Here is a 26,035-nt window from a genome sequence, read left to right as displayed (position 1 = left end):
GGCTCAGCCCTTCCAGACGACGACGAGGGACACGACCAGGTCCTGGAGCACGGCGGCCGGGAGCAGGACCATCCACCCGATCTCCATGAACCGGTCCGGGCGCAGCAGCGGAAGCTTCCGCCGCAACCACACGAGCACCGCGAGCACGGCCACGGTCTTCACCAGGACCCACGCCCAGCCGGGCAGGACCGGCCCGGCCCCGCCCCCGAGGAACAGCGGCACCGAGAAGGCGGCTCCGGCGGTCAGGAACAGGTAGCGCCCGGCCTGGAGGACGAGGCGGTCGACCCCCGAGAGCTCGGCCAGCACGCCGCCGCCGATGTCGGCGGCCAGCGCCGGGGCGAACGGGCCCCACACGGAGAAGCCGGTCACGCCGATGAGGAACACGAGGAACGCCACCGGCATCCAGACCACGAACCACACGCCGTCCTGGGCCGCCGCGACATCGCCCACGGCCAGGCTGCCGGCGGCGATCGCCGGGGCCACCAGCGCGAACATCAACGGCAGCTCGTAGGCCAGCCCGTGCGCCAGGAAGCGGTAGCCGCCCACCAGGCCGTGGGCGGAGTTCGCACCCCAGCCGGCCAACCAGACCAGCGCCCAGACCATGACGTCCACGGTGTTGAACCACACGACACCGACGTCCAGGTCCGCCAGCGTCCACTCCCCCAGCGGGATCACCGCGATCATCAGGAACGCCCCGACCAGCATGCCCGCGCCACCGATCCGCCACAGCAGGGTGTCCGCGGCCACGGTGCTCCGGCGCCGCTGCCGCAGCAGCCTCGCCGCACGGCCCAGCGGCGCGCCCCATCCGCCGCCGGTGCCCTGCGCCCGGGCCGAGAGCGCCGCATCCAGCGCCACGGCGAAGAAGGCCAAGCCGCACAGGAGGATCCCCGCCAGCACGGCCCATCCTCCGGGGACGGTCGTCACCACGCTCTCAGCCATGCCCCACCGCCTGGACGGCAGGATGCGGATCGAGATCCAGGCTCGCCACGGCCAACCGCACGGAGCCCAGCTCCAGCCCGGTCACCAGGTCCGGCACCACCGCCCAGGGCACCCCACCGTCCTCCGCCGGGGTGGGCTCCGTGCCACCGGCCTCGGCCCGGATCCGTTCCACGCGGGACAGCAGCCGGTCGTGGGCGTCCCCGCGGCAGTGTCCCGGCAGCCCGTGGCGCTCGAGGCCGGCCCGGTCCAGCAGCAGGACGCCCCGCAGCGACGACCGGAGCAGCCAGGACCGCCGGACCGTCCGATCCAGCCGCTCGACGGCGTCCCGGGCGGCGTCCTCGTCACCGCACAGCAGGGCGTCCCGGGCGCGGCGGGCGCAGGCCGCCGCGTCCTCGACCCCCGCGAGAGCCAGCAACGCCATGACCTGGTCGCACCGCACCACCGCCGCCGGCGCGGGACCGGCACTTGGTCCGGCTGCTCCGGCGCCGTCGTCCTCGTCGTCGTTCCTGCCGTCCACCATGGAGGCTTCGGCGTTGACCACGACATCCCCCTGCAACGAGCAGCGCAGCACGAGCCCGGCCGGCCAGAACGGCAGCACGGGACCCAGCGGCAGATGGAGGACGTCCATCTCCAGTCCGTCACGGTCCTCCCCGCCCTCGGCCAGCGGGATCCCCTCCGGAGCCATGTCCATCCCACCGTGCCCGCCGTGCCCGCCGTGGTCCATCTCGCCGTGGTCCATCTCGCCGTGGTCCATGCCCCCGTGACCCCCATGATCCGCGTCCTCGGGGATCTCGGGTTCCTGCGCCCGCTCCTGGGCGTCCGTCCGGTGGTGCGGGGTGTCGAGAAGGAGGGCTGCGGCGGCGTCGAGGGCGGAACCTACAGTTCCGGGCGAGGTGATGTCGGCGCGGACGCGGGGACCGGGCATCTGCTCCCAGAGCCGGTCCACCAGCTCGGAGAGTTCGGGGCCGGGTGCACCGCACACTGCGAGCACGTCCGCATCCGCTGGTGTCCACGCCGGTCGCCACCCACGGCGGAGCAGCTGGTGCTCGACCTCCATCCGGGTCGCCCAGTGCCCCGGGACCTCGACGACGAGGACCCGGGTGGCCCGGACCGCGAGCCGGGCGAGAGCACCGCTCAGGCCCATCGGAAGGCTCCTTCGCGCCAGGCCCAGGCCACGGCGACGAGCAGGGCCCCGAGGAACAGGAACATCTCCACCACCGCGGAGATCCCCTTCTCGATCACGACCACCGCCCACGGATACATGAAGAGCATCTCGACGTCGAAGGCCAGGAACACGATTGAGGCGAGGTACCAGCGGGCGTGGAATCGGGACAGCGCGTGCTCCTGGGGCATCCACCCGGATTGGGCGGGCAGAACCGTCAACGGCTCGGCGGTGATGACGGCAGCGCGGTGGAGTGCATAGAGGAGAACGACGACCGACAGCGCCACCAGGGCCATGGCCACGATCCCGGAGTACACGATGGTCTCCCCTTTCGCGCGGTCGGAACATCGAAGTCTGTCGTTGATCGGTGGGGGCCACCCTAACAGGTGGCCCCCACCGATCGCGCTGTTTCAGTTCGGTGATCAGCCGCGGCCGGCGAGCCAAGTGCGGAAGTCCGCGACCTGGGCCTGTTGGGTGGTGATCCCCGCGGTGGCCGCCACTCGCAGCTGCGGGTGCACGGCACGGGACTGCGGCTCCAGGAACTCGATGATCCCGCTCTGGTGGTGCGGAATCATCTTTTGCACGAAGGCGACGTCGAAGTCCTCACCGGCCTCCACGGCCGAGAGTTCCTCGATCATCATCTGGGTCTCCTCCTCCAGGATCTTCATCTCCTCCTGGGCTTCTGCCGGGGCCTGAGCCATGGCCTCTTCCGGGGTCAGCCCGTACCACTCCTCCAGCCACCGGGTGAACTGGTCGATCTGGTGCTCCTGGTTGGCGATGATGTTCTCCGCGTGCGTGCGGATGTCCGGGCTGACCCCCCGCTCAAGCTCCAGCTGGGACATCTCGATGGCGGCGCGGTGGTGCGGGATGATCTCGGCCAGGAACGTGATTTCCAGCTCTTCGCCCTCCAGGGTGGCCAGGGTCTCGCCGAACTCGTAGGCCGTCGGCGACGTCGGGTCCGGCTGCAGCATTTCCGCTTGGGAGTGGGAGGAGACGGGGGTGGCCTCTCCGTGAGCGAAGACCGGGGCGGTTGCTCCGCCCAGCAAGGTGGCAGCGAGGGTGAGGCTGGATGCGGCTGCGGCGATACGGCGGCCGCGGGTGAGGGTGGGAAGCATGATCAGGTCTCTCTTTCGGTGCGAACAGGCCCGGAGGATGAACCCGGTTCAACCACTAGATAGGCGGCCTCGGGCGGACCGTGGTTCGCCACGGTGGGAGGCACGAACCCGTCTGCAGTGCCGGAGACGGGGGGAGAGGAAACCAGGCGGAGCACTCGGGCCGGGCGTCCGGCCGAGTTTCCTCTTGCACCGGTGGGTGCCGCTCAGCGGCCTCCACCGGTCAATGGTGCACATCAAGTGCCGAGGGCCCGCAGCCCGGGTCGGCCCCCGTTCAGCGGGTCATTCGTAGCGTGTGAGGATGTCTTGCATCTGGGCGATCTCCTCCTGCTGGGTCTCCACGATGGTGGCGCACAGGTCTTGGATCTCGGGGTCGGTGATGTTCGATTCCTGGCAGACCAGGATGGCCCGGGAGTGGTGCGGGATCATCGACTTCAAGAATCCCTCGTTGCCCACTCCGACCTCGGCGCGCCCGAAGAGCAGCGCCGCGACGAACAAGGCGATGAAGCCGATGAGCAGGGCGATGTTGAGCTTGGTGTTCTGGAACATCGACCACATGCCCACGACCATGAGTATGGCCATCGCGGTGACCATGATGAACGCCATGTAGAGGTTGCTGGGATTGAAGTAGAAGTGGTCCCAGGTGCGGATCATCGACATCGTCAACACCCACATCAGCCCGAGGTTGACCAGCAGGATGGCCGCGAAGATCCAGTACATCCGATTCGAGGTGCCGTGGTGGCCGGCCTTGTCTTCGTGGCGCTGGTTGCGAGCACTCGCGTTCGTTGTCATTGTCCTCGTTCCTCTGGTGACTTCCTCGTGCATCAGGTGCATCACCCGGGCGGCAGGTGCGTCATGGCGGTGCCCTGACCCCTAGAGGTCCGGGATCCACCCGTAGCGCCGATCCCAGCCGGCCACGGGCCTTCTCACCGCCCCCGCCGCCCGGATGATGGGTCAGCGGGAGGTTCTGCTCAGCCCAGGGAGGCGACCAGCTCGGCGCAAGCCGCCTCACAACGCCGGCAGGCCTCGGCACAGATCCGGCAGTGCTCGTGCATGTCCGCGTGCTGCTCGCACTCATCGGCGCACGCCTTGCAGGCCATCTGGCAGGCCTTGATCGCATCCAAGGTGATGTTCGCGTCGTAGCCGGTGTGACGTGAGAGCACTCGCCCGGTGGCCTCGCACAGGTCCGCGCAGTCCAGGTTGGTGCGGATGCACTTGGTCAGCTCCGCGACCATGTCCTCGGACAGGCAGGCATCAGCGCAGGCGGTGCAGGTCTGGGCGCACTCGAAACACGCCTCGATACAGGCGGCCAGCTTCTCCTTGTCCACCCCACCGAGGTCCTTCGGGTAGGTCTCCAGCATCGCGCTCACGTGATGGGTCATGGCTTGCTCCTTCGTCGGTTCAACAGGAGACGAACCGGCCGGAGCCAGCCCGCCATGCCATCGACAGTAGACTGCCTTTTCCATGTGACGCGACCCAAAATCTTGAAGATTTGATGAAGATGAACACCTCAGCGGTGCGCAACTGCATCCCATCGACTGGTTTTTTGCATCGATGCAGCGGGCCGAATATAGAGATTCCGTGAAGAAATCCCGTCGTGCATCTCGAAATGGCGCCCCGAGACCTTTCCAAACTGTGAGCCACCTCGAAAGTTCCCTCACGAAGCCTTGGTGTTTGCCCATGAAACACTGGAGACTACGCGTAGTCCCAAGTCTCTTGCCGTCGTCGACTGTGTCCAGCGAAATGCGCGCCACGATGCCATTTTGCCCAGTCAGACCGGCCCTAATCCGCCAATAGCTGCGTGACGAGTTCAGCTGGGCGACGAACCTATCTCTTCCGGAACGCGCCTTCCCGGGCCCAGGAGCCCGGCTTCTCAGCCCCGACCGAGGGAAGAAACCGGGTTGTGATCTAAACGTGACACTTTCGTTATGGATGGGCTACTGTCCACTGCGTGCCGCTGATCGATCTGGTCGGCGCCCTCGTGCACATCGCCGAATTCTGCCGGTGCCCGGGGTCCCTGAAGAGAAATCGCTTGGCAGAAGCGGGGGAACCATTTTCGGTCCCGGTGACCCGGGACCTAGGGGTTAAGTCGCCCAGGACGTCTGCGTCCGGAGCGGCCGGGTGTCTCCCACCCGCATCCGACAGCTCACCTCGTAGGCAAAGGGAGGAACACACCCATGACTATTTTCAAGCGCAGCACTGCCCGCCACCGCGCCGAGACCACCTCGCACCTGGTGCGTACCACCACGATCGCCGCTGCCGCCGGCGCGGCTGTGATCGGCTCCATCGCCCCGGCCCAGGCCTACGCCGAGATCCCCGCGGGCACCGCCACCGCCTACTCGGCCCCCGCGTCCGCGCTGACGACCTACTCCTCGACGGCCACCCAGGCCGTCGTTGCCCCGCAGACCGTCTCCACCGCCTCCACCCAGGCCCCGTCCGCTCCTGAGCAGAGCGCTTCGACCGCGACGGTGTCCACCCAGTCGGCGGACATCACCGAGATCACCGGCGCCTCCGGGATCGTGGGCACCGCGATGCAGGGCGCCGGCACCGGCTACGTCTGGGGCGGGACCGCCTTCGGCGCCTGGGACTGCTCCGGGTTCACGAAGTGGGCCTACGCCCAGAACGGCATCGAGATCCCCCGCACCAGCTTCCAGCAGATCGCCGCGGCCACCCCCACGGCTACCCCGCAGCCTGGGGACCTCGTCTCCCAGAACGGCGGGGCCCACATCGGCATCTACATCGGCGGCGGCAAGATGATCTCCGCCCTGAACCCCACCCAGGGCACCTTCGTCCACTCCGTCAACGCCATGCCGGTGGACGGCTACTACACCTACCGCTGAGCCGGCCCGCCCTCCGCAACGACCGGAATCGTCGCGGAGGGCCCCGGTCCTCGCCCCGGTTGCACAAGAGAATCCCCGCCTCTCAAGTGAGTTTTTCGTCCACTGCGGGCACCACACCTCTCCTCCACTCACCCGCCGTGCGCGGTGCTCCCGATCCGGGGCCCGCTCTGCCGGACACCGTGACACCCTGCACCCCTGACCGGGGTAATCCGTGCTGTCACCACACCGTTCCGACAGATCCGCCCGGCCCGCCAGAAAGCCCGCTGAACTCCTCATGACTCGTGACCTGACCTCCTCGAATGGCCTCGGCTCGCTCCTCACCGGCAAGGCCCGCACCGTGGCCGCCGTCGCGGCCTTCTCCGGCCTGGCCCTGGCCACCACCGTCTCCGTGCAGGCAACCCCGACCTCGGATGCCTCCACCGACGCCCCGCTGTCGGCCGTCGCTGCCGCCACCCCCACCGCAGCGCCCACCGTGTCCCTCGAGCCGGTCGCCCACGTAACCACAGCCGAAAAGAAGACCAACCAGAAGAAGACCGAGAAGAAGGCGGAGCAGAAAGTCGATGCCCCGGTCGTCGCGGCACCCGCCGTGGCCGCTCCGGCACCGAAGGCCGTGGCCGCCCCGGCCCTCGCACCCGCCCCGGAGCCAGTCGTCCAGGAGCCAGTCGTCCAGGCGGCCCCGAAGCCTGTCACCGCACCCGCCCCGGTGGCGTCCCCCGCCCCGAAGCCGACTGTGCAGGCGGCCCCCAGGCCCGCCGCCGCTCCCGCCCCAAAGCCGGCCGTGCAGGCTGCTCCGGCCGCCGAGCGCACGGTCACCCCGCAGAGCTCATCCTCCGGCAAGGGCGCGGCCATCGCCTCCGCGGCCATGGGACAGCTCGGCGTCGGACAGGACTGCACCGCAGCGGTGAGCAACGCCCTGCGGGCCGCCGGGATCAACTTCCGCGGCTGGCCGGCTGAATACTTCACGCTCGGCACTCAGGTCTCCGCCGGCCAGGCCCAGCCCGGCGACCTCGTCTACTACGCCGACGGCGGCATGGGCACAGCCCACATCGGCGTCTACATCGGCGGCGGCAAGGCCGTCCACGGCGGCTGGAACGGCGGCAGCACCGTCGTCGACAGCGTCAACGTGGGCACCGGCCCCGTCTACATCCGCGTGCGCTGAGCGCACGCCAGCACAGTTTCCGGGTGCGCGGTTCCTGGTCGGCCAGACAGGTTCCGCGCACCCGGTTTCCGCATCTGGAGGCACCTTTGAGCATCGAGCAGCTGGCCACCGTCGTGTCGACACCCCGGGAGCACCCCAGCAGGGTGGCCTGCGCTCCACCGCGTCGCTGTCGACGATGACCCCGTCCGCTGTGACGCCGGGGGCTCCAGTGTTCTCCTGATGACAGGACCGGCACAGCCCCCAGACCACCCTCCAGCGGCCAACACCCTCAGCTCCGGCAACCCGGAGAAGTCGGCCCGTCGAAGGCGAGAAGTACAGAGAACCGGAACGAGAGGCACCGGGAACTGTTGGCGTGGCGGCGTTGAGAGTCCACCACCGCCTTCGGTCGCCGTTTTCCGGGGCAGAGTGCATGAATTGACCCATATCCTCCCGGCTCTCCCGCAGACTGGTCTCCAGGACAGGGCCACGGCACCGACCAGCACCGGTTTGCGGTCTGAGGCCGCTGGACTGGCCGTGGCGCTGCTTGATGGTCAGGCTCTCGCCCCTTCCCAGCTCCGGCCGGTGGGACCACTGGCCAGATGGCCCCGTCCCGACCGATGTGTGGCGGAAGGAGCGACATGTGCACGTGGACGGTGGCAGCGACACTGAGAACCTCCGTCCGGGTGGAAGGTCCCTTGGCGCAGTCCCTGAGGCAGGCCCTCACGGTCTACGACGGTAGCCTGCGAAGCTACGGGCCAGGAGGCGTTTCCCTCACTATGCACGTGGAGGCCAGCACCAACGCCACGGCCTATGTTGCGGCCCTGTCCGCTCTGGCGATCGACGTAATGCCGTGGGTGGCCGGAGCGGATCTGGCGGATCTACGGGTGTCCGCCTCCGCGCACCATTGGCAGGGCCCCAAGACCCTCCTTCCCGGCCGACCTACCCCCACCTCCCGGCATCACTCTGCCCCTGCTCCCCCACCATGCCCGCAAAAAGGAGGCCCAGGTTCTTCCGGCCCGCGGGGTGAGAAACCCGAGGCGCCGCATCCATGACGTCACCCGCACCATGGCCGGGCGAGACATCTCGTGCCCCGGCACGACGGCCATGTTGCACCAGCCCCACCACCCCATGCCCCGAACCTCAGGCACGGTCCCACCCACTGATTAAGGAGCCCACATGCCCACGCCCCCGACCGGCCGGATCCTGGTGGTCGACGACGAGACCGACCTGGCGCAGCTCGTCGCGGGATATCTGCGCAAGGCCGGGCTGGAGGTCGCCGTGCGCCACGACGGCACCGAGGCCGTGGCCGCGGTGCGCGATTTCACCCCGGACGTGCTGGTGCTGGACCTCGGGTTGCCCGGGATCGACGGAATCGAGGTGTGCCGTCAGGTGCGGACCTTCTCGGACTGCCACGTGCTGATGCTCACCGCCCGCGACGACGAAGTCGACAAGATCGTGGGCCTGTCCGTGGGCGCCGACGACTACGTGACCAAGCCCTTCAGCCCGCGCGAACTCGTGGCCCGGGTCCAAGCCATGCTGCGCCGGGCCCGCCCAGGAGATGCCGAACCCACTGCAGGCTCCCAGCACAGCCAGCAGGCGCTGGTGATCGGGGAGCTGGTGGTGGAGGAGGACTCCCGCCAGGTGCACCTGGCCGGGGAACCGGTGGCGTTGACGCGGATCGAGTTCGACCTGCTCCTGTGCCTGGCTGCCCGCCCACAGCTGGTGCTCTCCCGCCGGCAGCTGGTGGAGATGGTCTGGGACACGCACTGGACCGGGGACGAGCACCTGGTGGACGTGCACATCGGGCGGATCCGCAAGAAGCTCGGCGACGAAGCCACCAACCCGCGGTTCATCCACACCATCCGCGGGATCGGCTACCGGATGGGCACCGGACGATGAGCGCCACCGTCTCCGAGCGCACCCACCGCTGGTCCTGGAGCCCGCTGACGGTGCGATTGATGCTGGCCCAGACCGCGGTGCTGGCCATCGGGCTGATCATCGTGGTGATCACCGCGGTCCTGGTCGGACCGAGGATGTTCCACCACGAGCTCGTCGAGACCGGACACGCCGATGAGGCCCTCGGGCTGGTGCACCTGGAGGACGCCTTCCGCTCGGTGAGTCTCACCGCCCTGACCATCGGAGGGCTCCCGGCGCTCTACCTCGCCGGGATGCTCACCTTCTACCTCTACCGCACCATCGGGCGGTCCCTGGCCTCCTTCAGCGCCGCCGCCGGCGAGGTGGCCGCGGGCAACTACGACGTGCGTGTCACCTCCACCGGACTGGGCCCGGAGTTCGACTCCCTGGCCTCCTCCTTCAACGACATGGCCGCCAAGCTCGACGCCGTGGACACCACCCGGCGTCAGATGCTGGCCGATCTGGCCCACGAGATGCGCACCCCCCTGGCCAGTCTCAAAGGACACCTGGAGGGCATCGAAGACGGAGTGGTCCAGTGGGATGAACGGACCACCAGCATCCTCTACGCCCAGATCACCCGGCTGGAGCGACTGGCCCGCGACATCCGCCAGCTCACCGCCGCTGAGGAAGGTATGACCCACCTGCAACTGACCCCCCAAGACCCCAGCCGGCTGGCAGCCCAGGCGGTCGCGGCCGTCCAACAAGACGCCGCCGCCCAGGACATCTCGGTGACCTCCATCAGCACCGGCATGGAGGTCACACCGGTGCTGGTTGATCGGGAGCGGATGGGACAAGTGCTGGGCAACCTGCTGGAGAACGCCCTGCGCCACACCCCGCCCGGAGGCGCCGTCACCGTGCACACCGACTACGCTCCGGAGGCGGTCACTGTCACCGTCACCGATACCGGGGAAGGCATCAGTGAGGAGCATCTCCCGCACGTGTTCGAGCGCTTCTACCGCGCCAACACCGGCCGGGAAGCTCACCGCGGAGGCTCTGGCTTGGGGCTGGCCATCAGCAAGTCGCTGGTTGAGGCCCAGGGTGGGTCCCTGGAGGCCACCAGTGAGGGCCCCGGGCGCGGGACCAGCTTCCGGATCCGCTTGCCCCACCACACGCCCACGGACTGACCGCAGCGGCATCGCCAGGCCGGTCTGCCTGCGACGGCGGCGGGCGTGGCCCGTCATGTCGTTGCTGCCTGCGCTTCCTATCCGTGGCCGTTCTTGGCCGGCCCGCCCAGCACCAGCCGGCGGGTGCCTTTCACACTGGTGCTGACCACCTTCTCCAGCGGCCCTTGTCCCAGGCCCCGATGCCAGGCCACCGCGAACAGCGCCGCGACCGCCAGGTGGACCATGAACCACAGGTAGGGCAGCTCGTAGTGGATCTCGAAGGACAGCGCCACCAGATGGGCGGTGTAGAGGGTCAAGGTCATCACGCCCATCGCCGACAGCGGCAGCAACCATTTCCCGATCTTCGGGCCGATGAGCAGGAAGACTCCCAACACCGCCAGGCCCACCCCCAGACTGGCCGCGATCGCCAGCGGGGTGTTGGTGTGCGGGGTGGCGATCGCCAGCCACCACGCGGTGTCCGTAGGCAAGGAATCCGGCCCCCAAACCAGCACATCATCCAGCTCGTGCTCGCCCATCGAGGAGGCATCCAACAACTGCTGGTAGCCGCCGAAGGCGTAGAGCAGGACATAGGAGGTGACCCGGGCGAAGATCGCCAGCCCCACTCCCACCACGACCAGTCGAGCTTGAACCTCCGTCCTGCGCAGGTTCAACCGCCCCAGCCCCAGCCCCACCAGCAGATAGGTCATGTACGGCAGGGCCGGGTAGGTCCCGGTGAGCAGCAGCTGGGATGCCGTGGCACCGGGCTGTGTCAGCAGATCCGTGAACGTGGGGTTGTAGGAGACAAATTCGGGCAACACATCTTGGAGGCCCTGCATCAGCAGCGGGGACACCACCCCGAAGATCGCCGCAGAGATGAACAGGAACTTCGGACCTGCGTGCAGGAACGGAATCGCCAGCAGGAAGAACACCCCGTAGTAGATCAAGATGTTGTAGGCCGGCGGGTCCTCCGACATCAGTGTGCCGATCCACAGTCCCACGATCGCGATCAGCATCGCGCGCACCACCAGGCCGATCCGGTCAGCGGTCATTGTCCTGCCCTCGTGCGGGTGCCGCCCCCCGGAGGTCAGTGCCAACCCCACCCCAGCCAGTAGGGCGAACAGGGCCGCCGAGTCCCCCGAGAACAGCCGCCACGACCAGCTCGCCTCTCCGGTCTCCTCGTTCCAGGCCGGCAGCAGGTGAATGGCCATCAGCCCGATCAGCGCCAGCCCTCGAGCCGCATCGATCCCCACCAACCGGCGCGTGGGCCGGACCACCGCGTCTGCGAGACCCGCCGGCGGATGCTCTCCCATTCTCGGTCCACTACTCATCATTCCCCCTGTTGACAACAACGTCCCGGTGCATCCGGGACCGTCCTGCCCTCAGGGTGGTCCTCCCACTTGGAGTGCCCGTCGCGGAATTCTCAAGAATCCATAAAGACTTCAGGATCCATGGAGCGCAGAGGTGCTCACTCCTACGGTCACCACACGAAAGGAGAAAAGGGAATCACAGCACAGAACCCGCGGGGCCCCTTGGGGGCCTCGCGGGTTTCCGCGCCCCGGACCGGGTCCACGCTTCACCTGAATAATGACGGGTGCCCCGGCCCTGGGGAGCAACACCGGGGCACCCGTATGCCCGTACACGGGCCGATGAGAACGGGGGGTTCTCAGGTGCTAACTATGCCTTCGTTGACTCGGAAAATCAGTCCTCAAAGCACCTCAAAGAGCAAGCTTCAGGAAATCTTCATGTTGTCTTGAGAAAAGCTCAACAAGCGACTTCGATATCAATAAAGGGAGTCAGAGCTGAGCAAAGGGAACGCCGCCGTCTCGTGTGCCCGTGGCACTGGCAAGCACCCCAGGTCGGGCCCACGTGGTCTCCACCGGCAGGCCAGCGCATGGATCGAGCACCACGGAACCCGCCGCGACCATACCGCCTCGCCCCTGACCTGCCACCACTTTCCCTCCCACGGCAACACTTGACAGATGTACCCCTGGGGGGTACACCTGTACATACACATATACCCCCCCAGGGGTAACTAGTCGGGAAGGACGGGACCATGACGACCACTCAGTTCCAGGTGACCGGGATGACTTGCGGGCACTGCGCGATGTCGGTGCGTGAGGAGGTCCAGGAGGTCGCGGGCGTGACCGGGGTGGAGGTCAGCCACCAGAGCGGCCAGCTGACCGTCACCAGCGATCTGCCGGTGGACGAGGCAGCGGTCGTCGCCGCGGTCGAGGAGGCCGGCTACCAGCCAGCGCGGTCGGCGTGAACGCCGCCGCACGGCTAGGGGCCTACGCAGCGGGGCTGGCGGTGGTGTTCACCGGGGCCTTCGCGGCGGCCGGGGCCGTAGTGCCAGAGACGACAGTGTCGGCCTGGACACAGCAGGCGGAAGGAACCCAGATGGCCCAGCACACCGACAGCGGCCAGGACCCGGTCGAGACCACCTCCGGCAGCCACGCGGAACACACTCCCCAGGGCGTGAGCAGGGAGCAGAGCGGCTACCTCCTCCAGGAGGTCTCCGCGCCGGGGACCACCGGGGACGCCGGGGAGCTGTCATTGACGATCACCGGGCCCGACGGGGCCCCGGTCACTGAATTCGAGACCTCCCACGGGAGACAGATGCACCTGATTGTGGTGCGCTCCGATGGCACCGGGTTCCGTCACGTGCACCCGGTGATGGATGAGGCCGGGCGCTGGTCGCTGCCGTGGCAGTGGGAGGCGGCCGGCACCTACCGGGTCTACGCCGACGTCGTGCCGGCCGGTGCGGAGCAGAATTTGACGCTGACGCGCACCGTGGATGTGGCCGGAGCCTTCACCCCGGCCGCCCCGGAGGCGACCGCCACCGATGAGGTCGATGGGTTTCAGGTCTCGGTGGAAGGCGACCTGTCGGCCGGGTCCACCTCGGATTTGACCATCAGCGTCACCCGGGACGGACAGCCGATCACCACCTTGGAGCCCTACCTGGGTGCCTACGGGCACCTGGTCGCGTTGCGCGCCGGGGACCTGGCCTACCTGCACGTCCACCCCGAAGGTGCTGAGCCGGTCGCCGACGAGGTCTCCGGGCCCGACGTCGAGTTCGCCACCACGGCCCCAACCCCGGGCCGGTACTACCTCTACTTCGACTTCCAGGTCGACGGGCAGGTCCACACCGCCCAGTTCGCCCTCGACACCACCGGGGCAGCTGACACCAGGCCCTCGGCTGGCGCTACAGCTGAGGGCCACGGCGAGCACTGACCCGTTCCCGGCCCACCACTGAGAGCGTCGCGACCGGATCGGTGGCGCCCCTATCGAGAGAAAGAAGCACCGCATGTCTGCATCCTCGGCCCAGCCGCAGTCACTGGGCACCGACGTCGAGCTCGAGATCGGTGGGATGACCTGCGCCTCGTGCGCCAACCGGATCGAGCGCAAGCTCAACAAGCTCGAGGGCGTGAGCGCCAGCGTCAACTACGCCACGGAGAAGGCCCGCGTCAGTGCCCCGGCCGGCTACGACCCGCAGGCGCTGATCGCCGAGGTGGAGAAGACCGGTTACACCGCAGCGCTACCAGCACCTCGGCAGGCCGACCCCGGTGTGGCAGTGGCCGAGGAGGCAACGGCGGAGGACGTCGAGCTGCGTACCCTGCGGCAGCGTCTGATCGGGGCGGCGGTTCTCGCGGTGCCGGTGATTGCGATGGCGATGATTCCCGCCCTGCAGTTCGACTACTGGGGCTTCGCCTCCCTCGTGCTCGCCGCGCCCGTGGTGGTGTGGGCCGGCTGGCCCTTCCATCGGGCCGCGTGGCTGAACCTGCGCCACGGCACGGCGACGATGGACACCCTGATCTCGATGGGCACGACTGCGGCCCTGTTGTGGTCGATCGTGGCACTGTTCTTCGGCACTGCCGGTCAGCCCGGGATGGTGCACCCCTTCGAGCTGACCATCTCCCCCTCCCACGGGCTGGGGAACATCTATCTCGAGGTCGCCGCGGGTGTGATCACCTTCATCCTGCTCGGGCGTTACTTCGAGAAGCGCTCTAAGCGCCGGGCTGGGGCGGCCCTGCGCGCCCTGCTGGAGCTTGGGGCCAAGGACGTCGCTGTCCTGCGCGAGGGACGCGAACAGCGCATCCCCATCGAGGATTTGGCCGTGGGGGATGAGTTCATCGTGCGCCCCGGGGAGAAGATCGCCACCGATGGGGTCATCGTCTCCGGCACGAGTGCTATCGACGCCTCCATGCTCACCGGTGAGTCGGTACCGGTGGAGGTCACCGCAGGGGACGCAGTCACCGGTGCCACCGTCAACGCCGGCGGCCGGCTCGTCGTGGCCGCCACACGGGTCGGTGCGGATACGCAGTTGGCGCAGATGGCCCAACTGGTCGAGGACGCCCAATCCGGCAAGGCCGAGATCCAGCGTCTGGCCGACCGGGTCTCGGCCGTCTTCGTACCCATCGCGATCGCGATCGCCGTGGCCACGCTCGGTGCGTGGATCGGCGCCGGGTTCCCCCTTGCGGCCGGCTTCACCGCCGCGGTGGCGGTGCTGATCATCGCCTGCCCCTGCGCCCTGGGCCTGGCCACCCCGACCGCGCTGCTGGTCGGCACCGGCCGGGGCGCCCAGATGGGCGTGCTGATCAAAGGACCCGAGGTGCTGGAATCCACCCGGCGGATCGACACGATCGTGCTGGACAAGACCGGCACCGTCACCACCGGCAAGATGACCCTCGCCGAGGCGATCCCCGCCCCCGGCGTGGACCGGGCCGAGCTGCTGCGCCTGGCCGGGGCCTTGGAGAACGCCTCCGAGCACCCCATCGCCCAGGCCATCGCCACCGGTGCCACCGCTGAGGTGGGAGACCTGCCCACACCGGAGACTTTCAAGAACATTGAAGGCCTCGGGGTCCAGGGCATCGTCGAGGGCCACGCCGTACTGGTCGGCCGGGAGGCCCTGCTCGCCGAATGGGCCCAGCACCTCGACGACGAACTGCGCCAGGCCAAGCAGGCCGCCGAGGCCCAAGGCAAGACCGCGGTGGCGGTCGGCTGGGACGGGCAAGCACGCGGCATCCTCGTAGTCGGCGATGAGGTCAAGCCCACCAGCGCCCAAGCCATCGCCCAGTTCAAGGAGCTCGGCCTGACACCGGTGCTGCTCACCGGGGACAACCAGGCCGTGGCCGCCCAGGTCGCCGCAGAGGTCGGCATCGACCAGGTCATCGCCGAGGTGCTCCCGAAGGACAAGGTCGACGTCATCGCGAAGCTCCAGGAGCAGGGCAAGACCGTGGCGATGGTCGGTGACGGCGTCAACGACGCTCCCGCCCTGGCCCAGGCCAATCTCGGCCTGGCCATGGGCACCGGCACCGACGTGGCCATCGAGGCCGCCGACATCACGCTGGTGCGCGGGGATCTGCGGGCCGCCGCGGACGCGATCCGGCTCTCCCGACGCACGCTGAGAACGATCAAGACGAACCTGTTCTGGGCCTTCGCCTACAACACCGCGGCCATCCCCCTGGCCGCCTTCGGACTGCTCAACCCCATGCTCGCCGGGGCTGCCATGGCCTTCTCGTCCGTCTTCGTGGTCACCAACAGCCTGCGCCTGCGCTCCTTCACCAGCCAGGCAATCAATCAACAGCCGTCATCGGCGGCCCCGCGCCTCCGCACGCGGCAACCGGTCGAGGCCTGAACCCACCCACCGATCGAAAGGAACAACCGTTATGTGCCACCACGACGAGCACACTCATCACCATGGGCTCGCGAACGGCCACCAAACTGGGGTCTCCGGCGACGAGACGGCCGAGTGCCCGGTGATGCCCGGCAACCAGGTCGTCAAGGCCGACGCCGAGGCCGCAGGGCTCGTCCGCGACTACCAGGGCCAGCGATACTGGCTCTGCTGCCCCGGTTGCGGCCCCGCCTTCGACGCCGACCCCGCCAGGTACGCGGCCGCCTGACCCTACTCAGTACTCCTTGGGCCGGCGGCTCCGGACCAGCTCCACAGCCGGCCCGGAGCCGCCGGCCCCTACGACACCCACAGAAAGATAAAGACACCACCATGGACACCACCCCTGTCCCCGAGGCCACCGACACCGAGTGCCACACCACCCACGGCTACATCAGCGACAAGGACCGCTACCTCGCCCGCCTCAAGCGCATCGAGGGCCAAGCCCGAGGCATCCACCGGATGGTCGACGAAGAACAGTACTGCATCGACATCCTCACCCAGATCTCGGCCCTAACCTCCGCACTACGCAACGTCGGACTCGGATTGCTCGACGACCACATGAAGCACTGCGTCTTGGACGCCGCTCAACTCGGCGAGGACGCTGCCGAGGCCAAACTCAAAGAAGCCTCCGACGCCATCGGCCGCCTCGTACGCTCCTGACACAGAGCCGACCCCGCCCACTTCTTCCCGGGATACGATCAAAACTGCGACCGGCAAAGATGCGATCGCCTTGGCATAGATCCATTCCAATAGTTGCGACAAGAGTCGGCAGCCCGGCAAACGGATTCACGACGGCGTAGGCCTCTCCAGAAATCCTGCTGCCATGTTCTAGCGTTCGCCACGGTACGAGACCCTGATCAGAGCATCCCGGCCATGTTGCCGACCAGAACGTTTCCTCCAGTACCAGGTGCACCCCAGGGTCGGACCGTGAGACCGTGTGGAGCACCCAGGGGCGGGCAGGCCCGTGACGGCTGCGCCTGGCGGAGAAGGACTGCCCCTGCGCGGCGAAGCCCTCCGGACCGATGCCCGTCCGGACGACGCACAACCGACGATGGAGCGCACCATGCAGATGGGACTCGTAGGACTGGGCAAGATGGGCGGCAACATGCGCGAGCGGCTGCGCCAGGCCGGGCACACCGTGGTCGGCTTCGACACCGATCCCGGGCTCTCCGACGCCGCAAACCTCACCGCCATGGTGGAGCAAATCGACAGCACGCCCCGCGTCGTGTGGATCATGGTGCCGGACACGGTGGTGGACACCGTGATCGACGAGCTCGCCGGAGTGCTCGGCAAGGGGGACGTGATCATCGACGGCGGCAACTCCCGGTGGATTCACGACGGCCCCCGCGCGGAGCGACTGGCGAACCAGGGCATCGAGTACCTGGACTGCGGAGTCTCCGGCGGTGTGTGGGGGATCACCCAGGGCTACGCTCTCATGGTGGGCGGGGACGAAAGCACCGTGGCCAAGGTGCAGCCGATCTTCGACTCCCTCAAGCCCGCGGGCGAATTCGGCTTCGTCCACGCCGGCGAGCACGGTGCGGGCCACTTCGCGAAGATGGTCCACAACGGCATCGAGTACGCGATTATGCAGGCCTATGCCGAGGGCTGGGAACTGCTCGAGGCGGCCGGTCACGTCCGCTCCGTGCGGGAGACGTTCAACTCCTGGCGCGAAGGATCAGTAATCAAGTCGTGGCTGCTCGACTTGGCAGTGAACGCCCTGAACGAGGACGAGCACCTGGACCGGCTCAAGGGCTACGCCGAGGACTCCGGGGAAGGCCGGTGGACGGTCGAGGCCGCCCTGGACCTCGCCGTGCCGGTGCCCAACATCTCCAACGCCCTGTTCGCCCGCTTCGCCTCCCGGCAGGATGAGGCCCCGGCGATGAAGATGATCGCGGCGATGCGCAACCAGTTCGGCGGGCACACGGTCCGGGACGTGGACGCCGCCCCCGAGCACGTCGAGTCCGCTCCCGGGGAGGAGCCGGCGCACCCCTCGGAGCAGTGAGCCCGGCCGTTCCCTACGGGCCGGCTGGAACTGCACCCCACGGTGCCACCACGACCCCAGCCTTGCTGGATCGACTGCGCCGCGGCGGAGAACAAGGACGCCATGGTGGTCACCTCCGGGACCGCGGAGCAGTACGGGCTCACGAGCATCGCGGACCTGGCGGAGGTGTGCGGGGAGCTGGTGATCGCGGGTCCGCCCGAGTTCGCCGAGCGCGCCTACGGCCTCGACGGCCTGGAGGAGAAGTACGGCTGCGTGCCCGAATCCTTCGAGCCGATCAACGACGGCGGCTGTCAGTGTCCGAAGTCGACTGCACGTATACCCGAAGTCCTCTGCACACGCTAAGCCCGGTGGTGTGGCTTTCGCCTTCACGGGACCGGGGTTCTGTCGATGCTCCGTTGGAGGTCTCCGCATCTGGGGATGCGGCCAGGCCGCGCTGGCTGACGCTCCGTAAGCCGATCCTTCATCGGGAAGAACCCAGAGGCGTTCGGTCCAGTCCCGGCAGCCGCTTCCCATCGGTCGGCGAAGGGGTTCGTTGATCAGGTCCAATGCGAGGGCTGCAACGATGAGGGGTGCTGGTCGACGGGTGCGAAGGTCGAAGGTCCCGTCCTTCCCGGCGTGCGGATCATGCACGGGGCCGGACGGCCCCGACGATGAGATCGTTTACTCGCGAGACGAGCCCGCCGATCAGGTGATCATGGAAACGCCGACCCGCCCACAGATCGACCTCCGGCTCACCAGTCCTGCCGGGTGGGGGAGATGATCAAGTCGTTGACGGTGACGTTCTCAGCCTGGTTCAGCGAGTAGACGACGGCAGAGGCGACATCGCTTGGATCGATCGCTACCTTGTTCATCTCCTCTGCAGCCTTGCGCCCTTCGGGGTCGTTGACCTTGTCCACCCATTCGGTGTTGATCACACCGGGGCTGATCGTGCTCACTCGGATGCCATGATTCACGCCGAGGTCCTTGCGCATCGACTCGGTCATCGCCTGGATGAAGAATTTCGTCGAGCTGTAAACCCCTGCGGAGGGATCGGCGCGGTGGCCGACGATGGAGTCCATGTTCAAGATCTGGCCGGAGCCCTGTTCGAGCATCGTCGGAAGGACGCCGGCAATCATGTAGAGGTAGCCCTTGACGTTCGTGTCGATCATCTTGTCCCAATCATCGACGGCGAGATCGGACCATTGAGAGAACAACATCAGCCCGGCGTTGTTGACCAGAATGTCGATCGCTCCATACGTGTCGAGCGTGAACTGGGCCAACTCGGCGGTATTCTTTCGAACAGTGACATCGGTGGCGTAGCTGGTCGCTTCGCCGCCAGCGCTACGGATCTCAGCGACCAAAGAGTCGAGTCGATCGACATTGCGGCCGACGGCAACGACTTTCGCGCCTTCTGCGGCGAGGGCCTTAGATGTAACTGCTCCGATGCCAGCCGAGGCACCGGTGACGATGATGGTCTTGGCGTCGAGGTGATTCATTCTTGATCCTTTCGTCTGCGCATAGTGCTCTGGCACACGTTCACGAAAGCCCTTTTGCTGGTCAATAGGCGTTGAACGTGCTGGACATAAACCAACTGCGCTCGAGGCTGACTGACAGTCCGCTCCACAGGCCACTGCCCGCCTAGGCGGGCATGCGCAGGACGGGTTTGACTACCTGGCCTGATTCGCTGTCCTGGATCGCCTGGTTGATGTCGGCGAAGTCGTAGAAGCGGATGAGCTTATCGATGGGGAAGCGGCCTCGTGCATGGAGATTCATCAGATACTCCAGGTTCAGCGGTGCGGGGCCACCGCCCCCTAGGACGCCGACGATGCGCTTGCCGTACTCCACGATGTCCTGGTGATACAGGTCCATCTTGTCCGTCGGCCTGGAGGCCCCGGCTGCGCCGCAGACGCCGTGCACGCCCAGCACGGCGACGGCTTCGACCATGAGGTTCCGGTTCGTGGCCTCGACCGAATAGTCCGCGCCGCCGCCGGTAAGGTCACGCACCGCGTCGATCGTGTCGTCGCTTGAGACCAGGGTGTGGGTGGCGCCGAGTTCGCGTGCCAGTTCCAACCTGTTGGGCTCCGTGTCGACCGCGATGATCGTCACGGCGCCGGTGAGCTGGGCGGCCATGATGGCACCGAGCCCCACGGCGCCGGCGCCGAACACAGCGATGCTGGTGCCGGGTCGCGGCTGCAGCTCTTCGAGCACGGTGCCGGCGCCGGTGCTGATACTGCAGCCGAGCGGGCCCATCAGGTCGTGGTCGACGCCCTCGGGGACTTTGGCCAGTTGGCGTTCGAGCGCGATGGTGTGGGTCGACCACGAGGATTGTTGAAAGAACCGCCCGGATATCGGAGATCCGTCCAGGCGCTGGAAAGGGGTGGAGCCGTCCAAGCGGTACCCCTTGTATCGGAGTTGCTCACCCTCCAGGCAGTAGATCGGGCGGCCGCTGCGGCAGTGCACGCACTGACCGCAAAACGGGAACCCCATGACGACGCGATCGCCGGGTTCCACCAACGTGCAGTCCTCACCAACCGCCTCGACGATACCGGCGCCTTCATGACCCAATACACTGGGCGTGGGATACGGGTTCATGGGCATCTCGTCGTGCAATACATGCCTGTCGGTTCCGCAGACCCCGCAGCTGGTCACGCGAATCAGAACCTCGTCGGCACGCGGTCCCTCGAGTTCCAGGTCTTCGATGCCGACCTGGTAGGGACCCTCCGGGCTGTCTTTCTTTTCCATGATCGCGGCCTGTACACGCATGTCATCTCCTCAGTACTCGAACTGTCTCCGCGTCCCGGTCCACAGTGGACCTAGCGACACTTTGTGCCTGAGTTGCGGCGGCCGAATGCCAGCACACCGGCCGCTGCTACTGCGCCAGCGGCCAGCATCTTCGCCCGCGGGTGTGTGGCCAGCCAGGTGTAGGTGCTCCGGCGTCCGGGTCTGGGTAGTCCGCCCCGGCTGCGGGCGTCGTTCGTGGGAGCATCGAAGTTGCCTGCCACGTTCGTTGCAGGCTTGTCCGTGCGCGAGGCCGGGATGGCGAAGCGCGCCATAGCCACGTCAAGAACACCTGGGGCGACGGCCTGGATCATCGCTTGGAGCTTGACGGCTCCGCCGGCGAGCAGATCCCGGACCGGGTGTTCGGCGGCGTAGACCACACAGTCGGCGACGCTCGACACATCATAAAAAGGCGGGGGAGCCTTCGGCATCACATCGAGCTTGTTGCGCGCGTTGGTGAAGAACGGGGTATCGATGACACCAGGCTTCACGCTCGTGACAGAGATCGGGATGCCATCTGCCATCAGTTCCCGGCGCAACGCGTCCATGGCCCCTTCCCCGGCGTGTTTGGAGGCAGCGTAGGCGCTGTGTAACGGCAGGGACACGATGCTCTCAACCGAGGAAACGGAGATCAACGCGCCACCGCCAGCACGTCGCAGCGCGGGCAGGGCGGCCAGACTGCCATGGATCTGTCCCAGGTAATTGACCTCCATCACCCGACGGAACTCTTCCGGTGTGATCTCCCAGAACTTGCCGTAGATGAGAATCGCGGCGTTGTTAACCCAGGTGTCGATACGCCCGAACTGCTCCTCGGCGAGGTCGGCGACCTTCTGCACCTGTTCGAAGTCACTTACGTCGCACACTGCGTGGATCGCTTCCCCGCCGGCGCTCTCGATCTCGCGCACGAGTGACGCAAGCGCGTCCTCGCCACGGGCGACCGCGACCACTTTGGCTCCGGCTTTGCCCAGACGGATCGCAGATTCGCGACCGATTCCGCTCGATGCGCCGGTAACTACGACCACTTGTTCATTCAAGGGTTTTAGTTTCATGTCTGTATTCCTCGATCTGACACGCCTGAAAGCCTGCACAAGTCCGTGATGTTATGGGTGTTAGAACTCCAGGACGAGTCGCCCCCGGACGCCGCCCGCCTCTTGGCGGCGGTGTGCCTCAGGTGCCTGGTCCTTGGGGAAGGTGTCGGCCACCTGAAGTGTGACTGTGCCGTCCTCGGCATGCTGACGAAGCGCATCGAGTTTGCCGGGTGCTCGGGAGTAGTCGGCGACCCAGATGGGTTTGAACGTGATGTCCCGTTCAGCCGGTTCGTCGTGTCCGCGCACCGTGATGATGGTGCCCCCGTCGCGAACGGCCGGTACGATCTTCTCGAGCATGAGCGCACCGTCGATCACGCCGTTCACACCGTCGGGGTACTGCTCTTGGAGCAGCCGAGGGAACTCATCTCCCCGACGAAGCACGAGATCGGCTCCAAGTCCGGCGACGCGTTCTTCGTCGTCCTCTTTGGCATCGGCGACAACGGTCAGACCGTCCTTCTTCGCCAGTTGAATGGCATATCCGCCCATCGTTCCGGCCGCTCCGGTGACCGCGAGCACACTCCCCGCCTCAAGTGCGAGGGTGTCCAGTGCCAGGCGGGCGGTGAGCCCATTCATCGGCAACGTGGCCGCCTGGACGTGGTTGAACCCGCGCGGTGCGAGGGCGACCGATTCGATGGGCACAACGATGTGTTCCGAGTAGGCGCCGTGGGTCCCGGAGGGGGTGACGATTGCCATCACATGGTCGCCAACACTGAGATCGGTCTCAACGCCGTCTCCGATCTCCTCGAGCACGCCGGCGGCATCCATCCCGGGCACGTGCACTCCGGGCTCCTCATCGCTGCTGCCTATGCTCTTGCCGCTGCGCAGCGACGTGTCGGTCGGATTCACGGACGCCGCATGGACGCGAATCCGGACCTCACCCTCGCTCGGCGACGGATCGGGAAGGTCGATGACCTCCAGCACTTCAGGCTCACCTGGCTGATGAAATCCGACTACTCGCATGGCAAAGACCTCCTAGCGTTGAAGAACTACGTCTGGTTCGAGCGTACGCGGGCTACTACGTCACTGCGACCGTCTGTCACGCGTATCCAGACTGATCGTTCACCAGATTGAGGGGACCGCTGGGTCGACGGAACGACGCGGCACGACGGGTCCTTTCGGTCCAGAGGTCGCCCCTGATGCAGCCGTGAAGTCCTTTTGACCAGCCCCGGCCGCAGACCGGGGCGAAGGTCCCCCGAGTTGTCCGCAGTCACACCGCACACCTTTCCTGCCGCCGCACCGATCGCGGGCACAGAGCATCTCGAAGCACTGAACGGACCGGTCGACCGACCGCTCGGTGTCCCGATTGCGCCGGCCGGCCCGTGAGGGCCGAAGGCTCAGGGCACCGTGACGACGATCTTTCCGACCTGCCCTCCCGCCTCCATATATCGATGCGCCTCCGCGATCTCGTTCAAAGCGAACGTTCTGTCGATGGCGGGCCGGAACGATCCGTCAGCCAGACCGCGGAGCACGAAATCGACGGCAGCTCGCCGACGCGCCTCGTCGTTGGTGACCTCAAAGAGCTGATAGCCCCGGACGGTGAGGTACTTGCCCAGCACGTCGGGGACCGACAGCGGGGTGGTCTCGTCGTTGAGCAGGCCATACAGGATCATGGTTCCGTGGGGAGCAGCAGCGGCCGCGAAGTCAGCGAATCCGGGACCTCCCACCGGATCGAAGACAACCCGGGCCCCGGTGCCGTCGGTCAGGTCCCGCGCTCGTGAGACGAGATCCTCCTCGTCAGTCACGATGACAAAGCTGGCACCGGCATCGAGCAGTGCCTGACGCTTCGCGGCTGTACGCGTGACAGCCACGGGAGTCGCGCCGACAGATCGGGCGACCTGTATCGCTGCGAGCCCGACACTGCTCGAAGCCGCATTGAGCAGGACCGTTTCGCCGGCACTCAGACCCGCGATGTCGATCAACCCGCCGTACGCGGTCACATACGGCATCCAGACCGCAGCGGCTTCCTCCCAGCTCAGATCGGCGGGATGCTTCACCACGGCGTGACCGGGAGCCACCACGACCTCTCCGTGGACTCCGTACTCGGTCAGCTGGAAAGCTGGCACCACACTGACTGCGTCCCCTACTGCGACATGATCGACGTCAGACCCGACCTCTCTCACCGTGCCAGCTGCCTCATAGCCGATCCCGGAGGGCAGTACAGGATCGACGACGTACTCGCCTTTCCGGAAGTCCACTTCAGCTCTGTTGATGCCCAAAGCCGCAACGTCGATGACCACTTCAGACGGGCCGGGGACGGGTGCCTCCAGCTCGTCCAGCCTGAGGACTTCCGGGCCACCGGTTTCATGAAATCGAACTGTTCGCGTCATGGGCCCACGCTTCCATAGGACGTCAAGCTAGACAACTCCCGGAACTCGGAGCAGCCCGGTACAGGGATGTACGTGCAAGCAGAACACGAAGCAGGTGCCCGAAAAGGAACCAACTACAGGCACGGTGCGCATCAACACCCGTTACTACGCTTGCGAGGGAGCGGCCGTCCCGGTAGGTCCGTCCTGTCCTCGTCACCGGCGGGGCGGGGCCGGTATACGGCGCCGACGGGGCTCGGTTCCTTCTACCGTCGAGCGAGGACTTTCTTGCCATCGTCTCGGAGCTCCCCGGCGGGTGAGACATGGCGGTAGAGGGTCTGGCGGCTCACGCCGAGCTCGGCACAGAGGTCTCCGACGTGGGTGTCGGGCTTGCCCAGGGAGGCCATGGCGAGGCGAAGCTTGGCGGGCGTCATCTTGAACGGCCGCCCACCGGTGCGACCGCGGGCGCGGGCGGCGACCAGGCCGGCGGTGGTGCGTTCGGAGATCAGTTCGCGTTCGAACTCGGCCAGGGCGGCGAAGATGCCGAACACCAGCTTGCCGGAAGCTGTGGTGGTGTCGATCGCGGCTCCCTGACCGGTAAGGACCTTCAACCCGATCCCGCGCTCGGTGAGGTCGTGGACGATGTTGACCAGGTGGCGCAGGTCCCGGCCAAGCCGGTCCAGCTTCCACACCACCAGCGTGTCCCCATCACGCAGTCCCTTCAGACACGCGGTCAGCTCGGGCCGGTCGTCCTTCTTCCCTGATGCCCGATCCTCATACACCCGCTCGGGGTCGACGCCTGCGGCGATGAGGGCGTCGTGTTGCAGGTCGGTCGTCTGGGATCCGTCAGCTTTCGAGACCCGCGTGTACCCGACAAGCATGGCGCTCTCCGTTCGTCACATATACGACCGTTTACGTGACAGCACCGGTGCCGCCAACTCGCTGGGATGTGACTGTTAACTTCGTTTGGCGGGTTTTCGCAGCTTCATGTGGCGGCCTGCCGTCGCTGAACTTGTTGCTACCTAAATGCACCACTTAGAGGCCAAGGTTGGCCACGACGAATAGATAAAGGCGTAAAAGAGGGTATACCCGTGTGGTGGCCTTGGATGCAGCGTGCTGGTTACTCAGTCAGAAGGCTTTCACCTTTGGCGTCCAGGAGTTGTTCGATCTCGTGCATCTCAGCGGTTTGGATGTCGATCATTTGTTGGGCTAGGTCCACTAGAGGTTGGTAGCCGCCGTTGTCGATTTGGTCGTGGGTCATGGCAATGGCCCCTTGGTGGTGGAAATGCATCAGCTGGAGAAATCGGGTGTCTGCTTCCTCGCCCGCAAGTGTTTCCAGTTGGTCCAGCTGTTCTGGGGTGATCATGCCATTGGCGATGTGGGGGGCATGATGTGCCATCAGGTCGTGTTGGTCCCATTGCTCAGCCCAGCCGACCATGCTGTCGATTTCTTCTTGTTGGCCGACTTTGATCCGGTCGGCTAAGTCCGCGGTGGCTGCGCTGGTGCCCTCGGCGGTCAGGATGATCTCACTCATGTCCACGGCTTGTTGATGATGTGGTGTCATCATCGCCACAAAGTGCAGGTCCACCTCGTTGACTTCTGCGGGTTGATTGGCTCCGGCTGTCACTGCGACACCATCCATATCGGTCTGAGGGGCGTTTGTGGCGTCTTGGTCTTGTCCGGCGCATGAGACCACACTGGCCCCCAGTACCGCAACGGCAATCAAGCCGGTGATGCGGCGCCGTAGTGGTGTTCCTGTCATGAATGGAGCCTTTCCACGACTGAAGTATCTGACGTAGCGTCCAAGATAGGACTACCCCCTCAGGGTACCGTCGGGGCGTTGAGGACGTGTCCGTTGTGCTCAAGGTGTCTTCCACGCAGCGCCCTGGGGTCGAGACCCCGGTCCAGCTCAGGTTGGGAGCAGGTCAGTTGTCAAGCCCCGAGTTTTGTAGAGGGATTTCTATCTGGAAATTGATGTCAATGCTCGAGCAGGCTGCTCCGCGTGG

25 protein-coding genes and 1 riboswitch are annotated in these 26,035 nt (G+C 66.7%); of the genes, 11 read left to right on the top strand and 14 right to left on the bottom strand.

Translation table 11 applies throughout. From position 1 onward, the window contains the following. Nucleotides 1-3: 3 nt before the first annotated feature. The 6 genes from EWV37_RS13455 to EWV37_RS13430 all read right to left on the bottom strand — a co-directional run bounded on the left by EWV37_RS13455 (nucleotide 4) and on the right by EWV37_RS13430 (nucleotide 4,595). On the bottom strand, nucleotides 4-939 hold the full coding sequence (locus EWV37_RS13455; protein WP_029603322.1) for a complex I subunit 1 family protein: 936 nt from the start codon (nucleotides 937-939) through the stop codon (nucleotides 4-6). After that, nucleotides 932-2,083: a hypothetical protein gene (locus tag EWV37_RS15735; protein WP_238663276.1), complete on the bottom strand. Its 1,152-nt coding sequence runs from the start codon at nucleotides 2,081-2,083 to the stop codon at nucleotides 932-934. Before EWV37_RS15735 ends, EWV37_RS13455 begins: the two co-directional genes overlap by 8 nt. Then, the gene (locus EWV37_RS13445) at nucleotides 2,074-2,418 is read right to left on the bottom strand and encodes an NADH-quinone oxidoreductase subunit A (RefSeq protein WP_019310385.1); all 345 of its coding nucleotides are present in this window, start codon (nucleotides 2,416-2,418) and stop codon (nucleotides 2,074-2,076) included. The genes EWV37_RS15735 and EWV37_RS13445 overlap by 10 nt, the downstream gene beginning before the upstream one ends. Before the next feature lie 105 nt (nucleotides 2,419-2,523). Continuing rightward, on the bottom strand, nucleotides 2,524-3,216 hold the full coding sequence (locus EWV37_RS13440; RefSeq protein ID WP_129702186.1) for a DUF305 domain-containing protein: 693 nt from the start codon (nucleotides 3,214-3,216) through the stop codon (nucleotides 2,524-2,526). 279 nt (nucleotides 3,217-3,495) lie between these two features. Beyond that, a complete protein-coding gene (locus EWV37_RS13435; protein ID WP_129702184.1) occupies nucleotides 3,496-4,005 on the bottom strand; it encodes a DUF305 domain-containing protein in 510 nt (169 codons plus the stop codon). 179 nt (nucleotides 4,006-4,184) lie between these two features. Beyond that, on the bottom strand, nucleotides 4,185-4,595 hold the full coding sequence (locus tag EWV37_RS13430; protein ID WP_129702182.1) for a four-helix bundle copper-binding protein: 411 nt from the start codon (nucleotides 4,593-4,595) through the stop codon (nucleotides 4,185-4,187). Between the two features lie 597 nt (nucleotides 4,596-5,192). Next, nucleotides 5,193-5,385, top strand: a riboswitch (cyclic di-AMP (ydaO/yuaA leader). Nucleotides 5,386-5,390: 5 nt separating this feature from the next. Here EWV37_RS13430 and EWV37_RS13425 point away from each other — a divergent pair. The 4 genes from EWV37_RS13425 to EWV37_RS13410 all read left to right on the top strand — a co-directional run bounded on the left by EWV37_RS13425 (nucleotide 5,391) and on the right by EWV37_RS13410 (nucleotide 10,229). Continuing rightward, the gene (locus EWV37_RS13425) at nucleotides 5,391-6,053 is read left to right on the top strand and encodes a C40 family peptidase (RefSeq protein ID WP_129702180.1); all 663 of its coding nucleotides are present in this window, start codon (nucleotides 5,391-5,393) and stop codon (nucleotides 6,051-6,053) included. A 274-nt stretch (nucleotides 6,054-6,327) separates the two neighbouring features. Next, entirely contained in the window at nucleotides 6,328-7,212 is an 885-nt protein-coding gene (locus tag EWV37_RS13420) for a C40 family peptidase (protein ID WP_129702178.1), read from the top strand. A gap of 1,155 nt (nucleotides 7,213-8,367) precedes the next feature. Continuing rightward, entirely contained in the window at nucleotides 8,368-9,090 is a 723-nt protein-coding gene (locus tag EWV37_RS13415) for a response regulator transcription factor (RefSeq protein WP_129702176.1), read from the top strand. Further along, entirely contained in the window at nucleotides 9,087-10,229 is a 1,143-nt protein-coding gene (locus EWV37_RS13410; protein ID WP_238663275.1) for a sensor histidine kinase, read from the top strand. Before EWV37_RS13415 ends, EWV37_RS13410 begins: the two co-directional genes overlap by 4 nt. Before the next feature lie 77 nt (nucleotides 10,230-10,306). On the opposite strand, the gene EWV37_RS13405 is transcribed toward EWV37_RS13410, so the two are convergent. Beyond that, nucleotides 10,307-11,518 carry a heparan-alpha-glucosaminide N-acetyltransferase domain-containing protein gene (locus EWV37_RS13405; RefSeq protein ID WP_129702174.1) on the bottom strand — a complete coding sequence of 404 codons (1,212 nt, stop codon included), beginning with the start codon at nucleotides 11,516-11,518 and terminating at the stop codon, nucleotides 10,307-10,309. A 743-nt stretch (nucleotides 11,519-12,261) separates the two neighbouring features. On the opposite strand from EWV37_RS13405, the gene EWV37_RS13400 reads away from it, so the two are divergent. The 7 genes from EWV37_RS13400 to EWV37_RS13370 all read left to right on the top strand — a co-directional run bounded on the left by EWV37_RS13400 (nucleotide 12,262) and on the right by EWV37_RS13370 (nucleotide 18,223). Then, nucleotides 12,262-12,474, top strand: a complete 213-nt coding sequence (locus EWV37_RS13400) for a heavy-metal-associated domain-containing protein (protein ID WP_129702172.1) — start codon at nucleotides 12,262-12,264, stop codon at nucleotides 12,472-12,474. Nucleotides 12,475-12,605: 131 nt separating this feature from the next. After that, nucleotides 12,606-13,439: a heavy-metal-associated domain-containing protein gene (locus tag EWV37_RS13395; RefSeq protein ID WP_338032831.1), complete on the top strand. Its 834-nt coding sequence runs from the start codon at nucleotides 12,606-12,608 to the stop codon at nucleotides 13,437-13,439. A 73-nt stretch (nucleotides 13,440-13,512) separates the two neighbouring features. Next, nucleotides 13,513-15,843, top strand: coding sequence for a heavy metal translocating P-type ATPase (locus EWV37_RS13390; protein ID WP_129702168.1), 2,331 nt, complete (start codon nucleotides 13,513-13,515; stop codon nucleotides 15,841-15,843). A 31-nt stretch (nucleotides 15,844-15,874) separates the two neighbouring features. Further along, the gene (locus EWV37_RS13385) at nucleotides 15,875-16,108 is read left to right on the top strand and encodes a YHS domain-containing protein (RefSeq protein WP_129702166.1); all 234 of its coding nucleotides are present in this window, start codon (nucleotides 15,875-15,877) and stop codon (nucleotides 16,106-16,108) included. Between the two features lie 101 nt (nucleotides 16,109-16,209). After that, nucleotides 16,210-16,539, top strand: coding sequence for a metal-sensitive transcriptional regulator (locus tag EWV37_RS13380; RefSeq protein WP_129702164.1), 330 nt, complete (start codon nucleotides 16,210-16,212; stop codon nucleotides 16,537-16,539). A gap of 304 nt (nucleotides 16,540-16,843) precedes the next feature. Next, a complete protein-coding gene (gene gnd, locus EWV37_RS13375) occupies nucleotides 16,844-17,881 on the top strand; it encodes a phosphogluconate dehydrogenase (NAD(+)-dependent, decarboxylating) (RefSeq protein WP_238663274.1) in 1,038 nt (345 codons plus the stop codon). Nucleotides 17,882-17,923: 42 nt separating this feature from the next. Continuing rightward, on the top strand, nucleotides 17,924-18,223 hold the full coding sequence (locus EWV37_RS13370; protein WP_338032830.1) for a glycine betaine ABC transporter substrate-binding protein: 300 nt from the start codon (nucleotides 17,924-17,926) through the stop codon (nucleotides 18,221-18,223). A 389-nt stretch (nucleotides 18,224-18,612) separates the two neighbouring features. Here the strand turns inward: EWV37_RS13370 and EWV37_RS13365 are convergent, their stop codons facing one another. From EWV37_RS13365 to EWV37_RS13335, 7 genes are all read right to left on the bottom strand, one after another. After that, a complete protein-coding gene (locus EWV37_RS13365) occupies nucleotides 18,613-19,356 on the bottom strand; it encodes an SDR family oxidoreductase (protein ID WP_129702162.1) in 744 nt (247 codons plus the stop codon). Between the two features lie 142 nt (nucleotides 19,357-19,498). Continuing rightward, nucleotides 19,499-20,623 (bottom strand): NAD(P)-dependent alcohol dehydrogenase, encoded by a 1,125-nt coding sequence (locus EWV37_RS13360; RefSeq protein ID WP_129702160.1) that lies wholly within the window; start codon nucleotides 20,621-20,623, stop codon nucleotides 19,499-19,501. Between the two features lie 50 nt (nucleotides 20,624-20,673). Further along, nucleotides 20,674-21,687, bottom strand: coding sequence for an SDR family oxidoreductase (locus tag EWV37_RS13355; protein WP_129702158.1), 1,014 nt, complete (start codon nucleotides 21,685-21,687; stop codon nucleotides 20,674-20,676). A gap of 60 nt (nucleotides 21,688-21,747) precedes the next feature. Continuing rightward, nucleotides 21,748-22,686: an NADP-dependent oxidoreductase gene (locus tag EWV37_RS13350; RefSeq protein ID WP_129702156.1), complete on the bottom strand. Its 939-nt coding sequence runs from the start codon at nucleotides 22,684-22,686 to the stop codon at nucleotides 21,748-21,750. Nucleotides 22,687-23,060: 374 nt separating this feature from the next. After that, complete coding sequence (locus tag EWV37_RS13345) at nucleotides 23,061-24,053, bottom strand: zinc-dependent alcohol dehydrogenase family protein (RefSeq protein WP_129702154.1); 993 nt, start codon at nucleotides 24,051-24,053, stop codon at nucleotides 23,061-23,063. 242 nt (nucleotides 24,054-24,295) lie between these two features. Further along, nucleotides 24,296-24,910, bottom strand: a complete 615-nt coding sequence (locus EWV37_RS13340) for a recombinase family protein (protein WP_129702152.1) — start codon at nucleotides 24,908-24,910, stop codon at nucleotides 24,296-24,298. 239 nt (nucleotides 24,911-25,149) lie between these two features. Next, nucleotides 25,150-25,791 (bottom strand): DUF305 domain-containing protein, encoded by a 642-nt coding sequence (locus tag EWV37_RS13335; RefSeq protein WP_110123104.1) that lies wholly within the window; start codon nucleotides 25,789-25,791, stop codon nucleotides 25,150-25,152. Between the last annotated feature and the right edge of the window lie 244 nt (nucleotides 25,792-26,035).

Origin of the sequence: Kocuria carniphila (assembly GCF_004136555.1) — a bacterium.
GTDB classification, from domain to species: domain Bacteria; phylum Actinomycetota; class Actinomycetes; order Actinomycetales; family Micrococcaceae; genus Kocuria; species Kocuria carniphila.
Note: the sequence above shows the minus strand (reverse complement) of the source record. Positions and strands in the feature narration are given on the sequence as shown.

Bases quoted from the DNA above. Each gene is read 5' to 3' on its own strand.
- EWV37_RS13455 (WP_029603322.1), bottom strand. From the start codon at position 939: ATGGCTGAGAGCGTGGTGACGACCGTCCCCGGAGGATGGGCCGTGCTG.
- EWV37_RS15735 (WP_238663276.1), bottom strand. From the start codon at position 2,083: ATGGGCCTGAGCGGTGCTCTCGCCCGGCTCGCGGTCCGGGCCACCCGG.
- EWV37_RS13440 (WP_129702186.1), bottom strand. From the start codon at position 3,216: ATGCTTCCCACCCTCACCCGCGGCCGCCGTATCGCCGCAGCCGCATCC.
- EWV37_RS13435 (WP_129702184.1), bottom strand. From the start codon at position 4,005: ATGACAACGAACGCGAGTGCTCGCAACCAGCGCCACGAAGACAAGGCC.
- EWV37_RS13430 (WP_129702182.1), bottom strand. From the start codon at position 4,595: ATGACCCATCACGTGAGCGCGATGCTGGAGACCTACCCGAAGGACCTC.
- EWV37_RS13425 (WP_129702180.1), top strand. From the start codon at position 5,391: ATGACTATTTTCAAGCGCAGCACTGCCCGCCACCGCGCCGAGACCACC.
- EWV37_RS13420 (WP_129702178.1), top strand. From the start codon at position 6,328: ATGACTCGTGACCTGACCTCCTCGAATGGCCTCGGCTCGCTCCTCACC.
- EWV37_RS13415 (WP_129702176.1), top strand. From the start codon at position 8,368: ATGCCCACGCCCCCGACCGGCCGGATCCTGGTGGTCGACGACGAGACC.
- EWV37_RS13410 (WP_238663275.1), top strand. From the start codon at position 9,087: ATGAGCGCCACCGTCTCCGAGCGCACCCACCGCTGGTCCTGGAGCCCG.
- EWV37_RS13405 (WP_129702174.1), bottom strand. From the start codon at position 11,518: ATGGGAGAGCATCCGCCGGCGGGTCTCGCAGACGCGGTGGTCCGGCCC.
- EWV37_RS13400 (WP_129702172.1), top strand. From the start codon at position 12,262: ATGACGACCACTCAGTTCCAGGTGACCGGGATGACTTGCGGGCACTGC.
- EWV37_RS13395 (WP_338032831.1), top strand. From the start codon at position 12,606: ATGGCCCAGCACACCGACAGCGGCCAGGACCCGGTCGAGACCACCTCC.
- EWV37_RS13390 (WP_129702168.1), top strand. From the start codon at position 13,513: ATGTCTGCATCCTCGGCCCAGCCGCAGTCACTGGGCACCGACGTCGAG.
- EWV37_RS13385 (WP_129702166.1), top strand. From the start codon at position 15,875: ATGTGCCACCACGACGAGCACACTCATCACCATGGGCTCGCGAACGGC.
- EWV37_RS13380 (WP_129702164.1), top strand. From the start codon at position 16,210: ATGGACACCACCCCTGTCCCCGAGGCCACCGACACCGAGTGCCACACC.
- EWV37_RS13365 (WP_129702162.1), bottom strand. From the start codon at position 19,356: ATGAATCACCTCGACGCCAAGACCATCATCGTCACCGGTGCCTCGGCT.
- EWV37_RS13360 (WP_129702160.1), bottom strand. From the start codon at position 20,623: ATGCGTGTACAGGCCGCGATCATGGAAAAGAAAGACAGCCCGGAGGGT.
- EWV37_RS13355 (WP_129702158.1), bottom strand. From the start codon at position 21,687: ATGAAACTAAAACCCTTGAATGAACAAGTGGTCGTAGTTACCGGCGCA.
- EWV37_RS13350 (WP_129702156.1), bottom strand. From the start codon at position 22,686: ATGCGAGTAGTCGGATTTCATCAGCCAGGTGAGCCTGAAGTGCTGGAG.
- EWV37_RS13345 (WP_129702154.1), bottom strand. From the start codon at position 24,053: ATGACGCGAACAGTTCGATTTCATGAAACCGGTGGCCCGGAAGTCCTC.
- EWV37_RS13340 (WP_129702152.1), bottom strand. From the start codon at position 24,910: ATGCTTGTCGGGTACACGCGGGTCTCGAAAGCTGACGGATCCCAGACG.
- EWV37_RS13335 (WP_110123104.1), bottom strand. From the start codon at position 25,791: ATGACAGGAACACCACTACGGCGCCGCATCACCGGCTTGATTGCCGTT.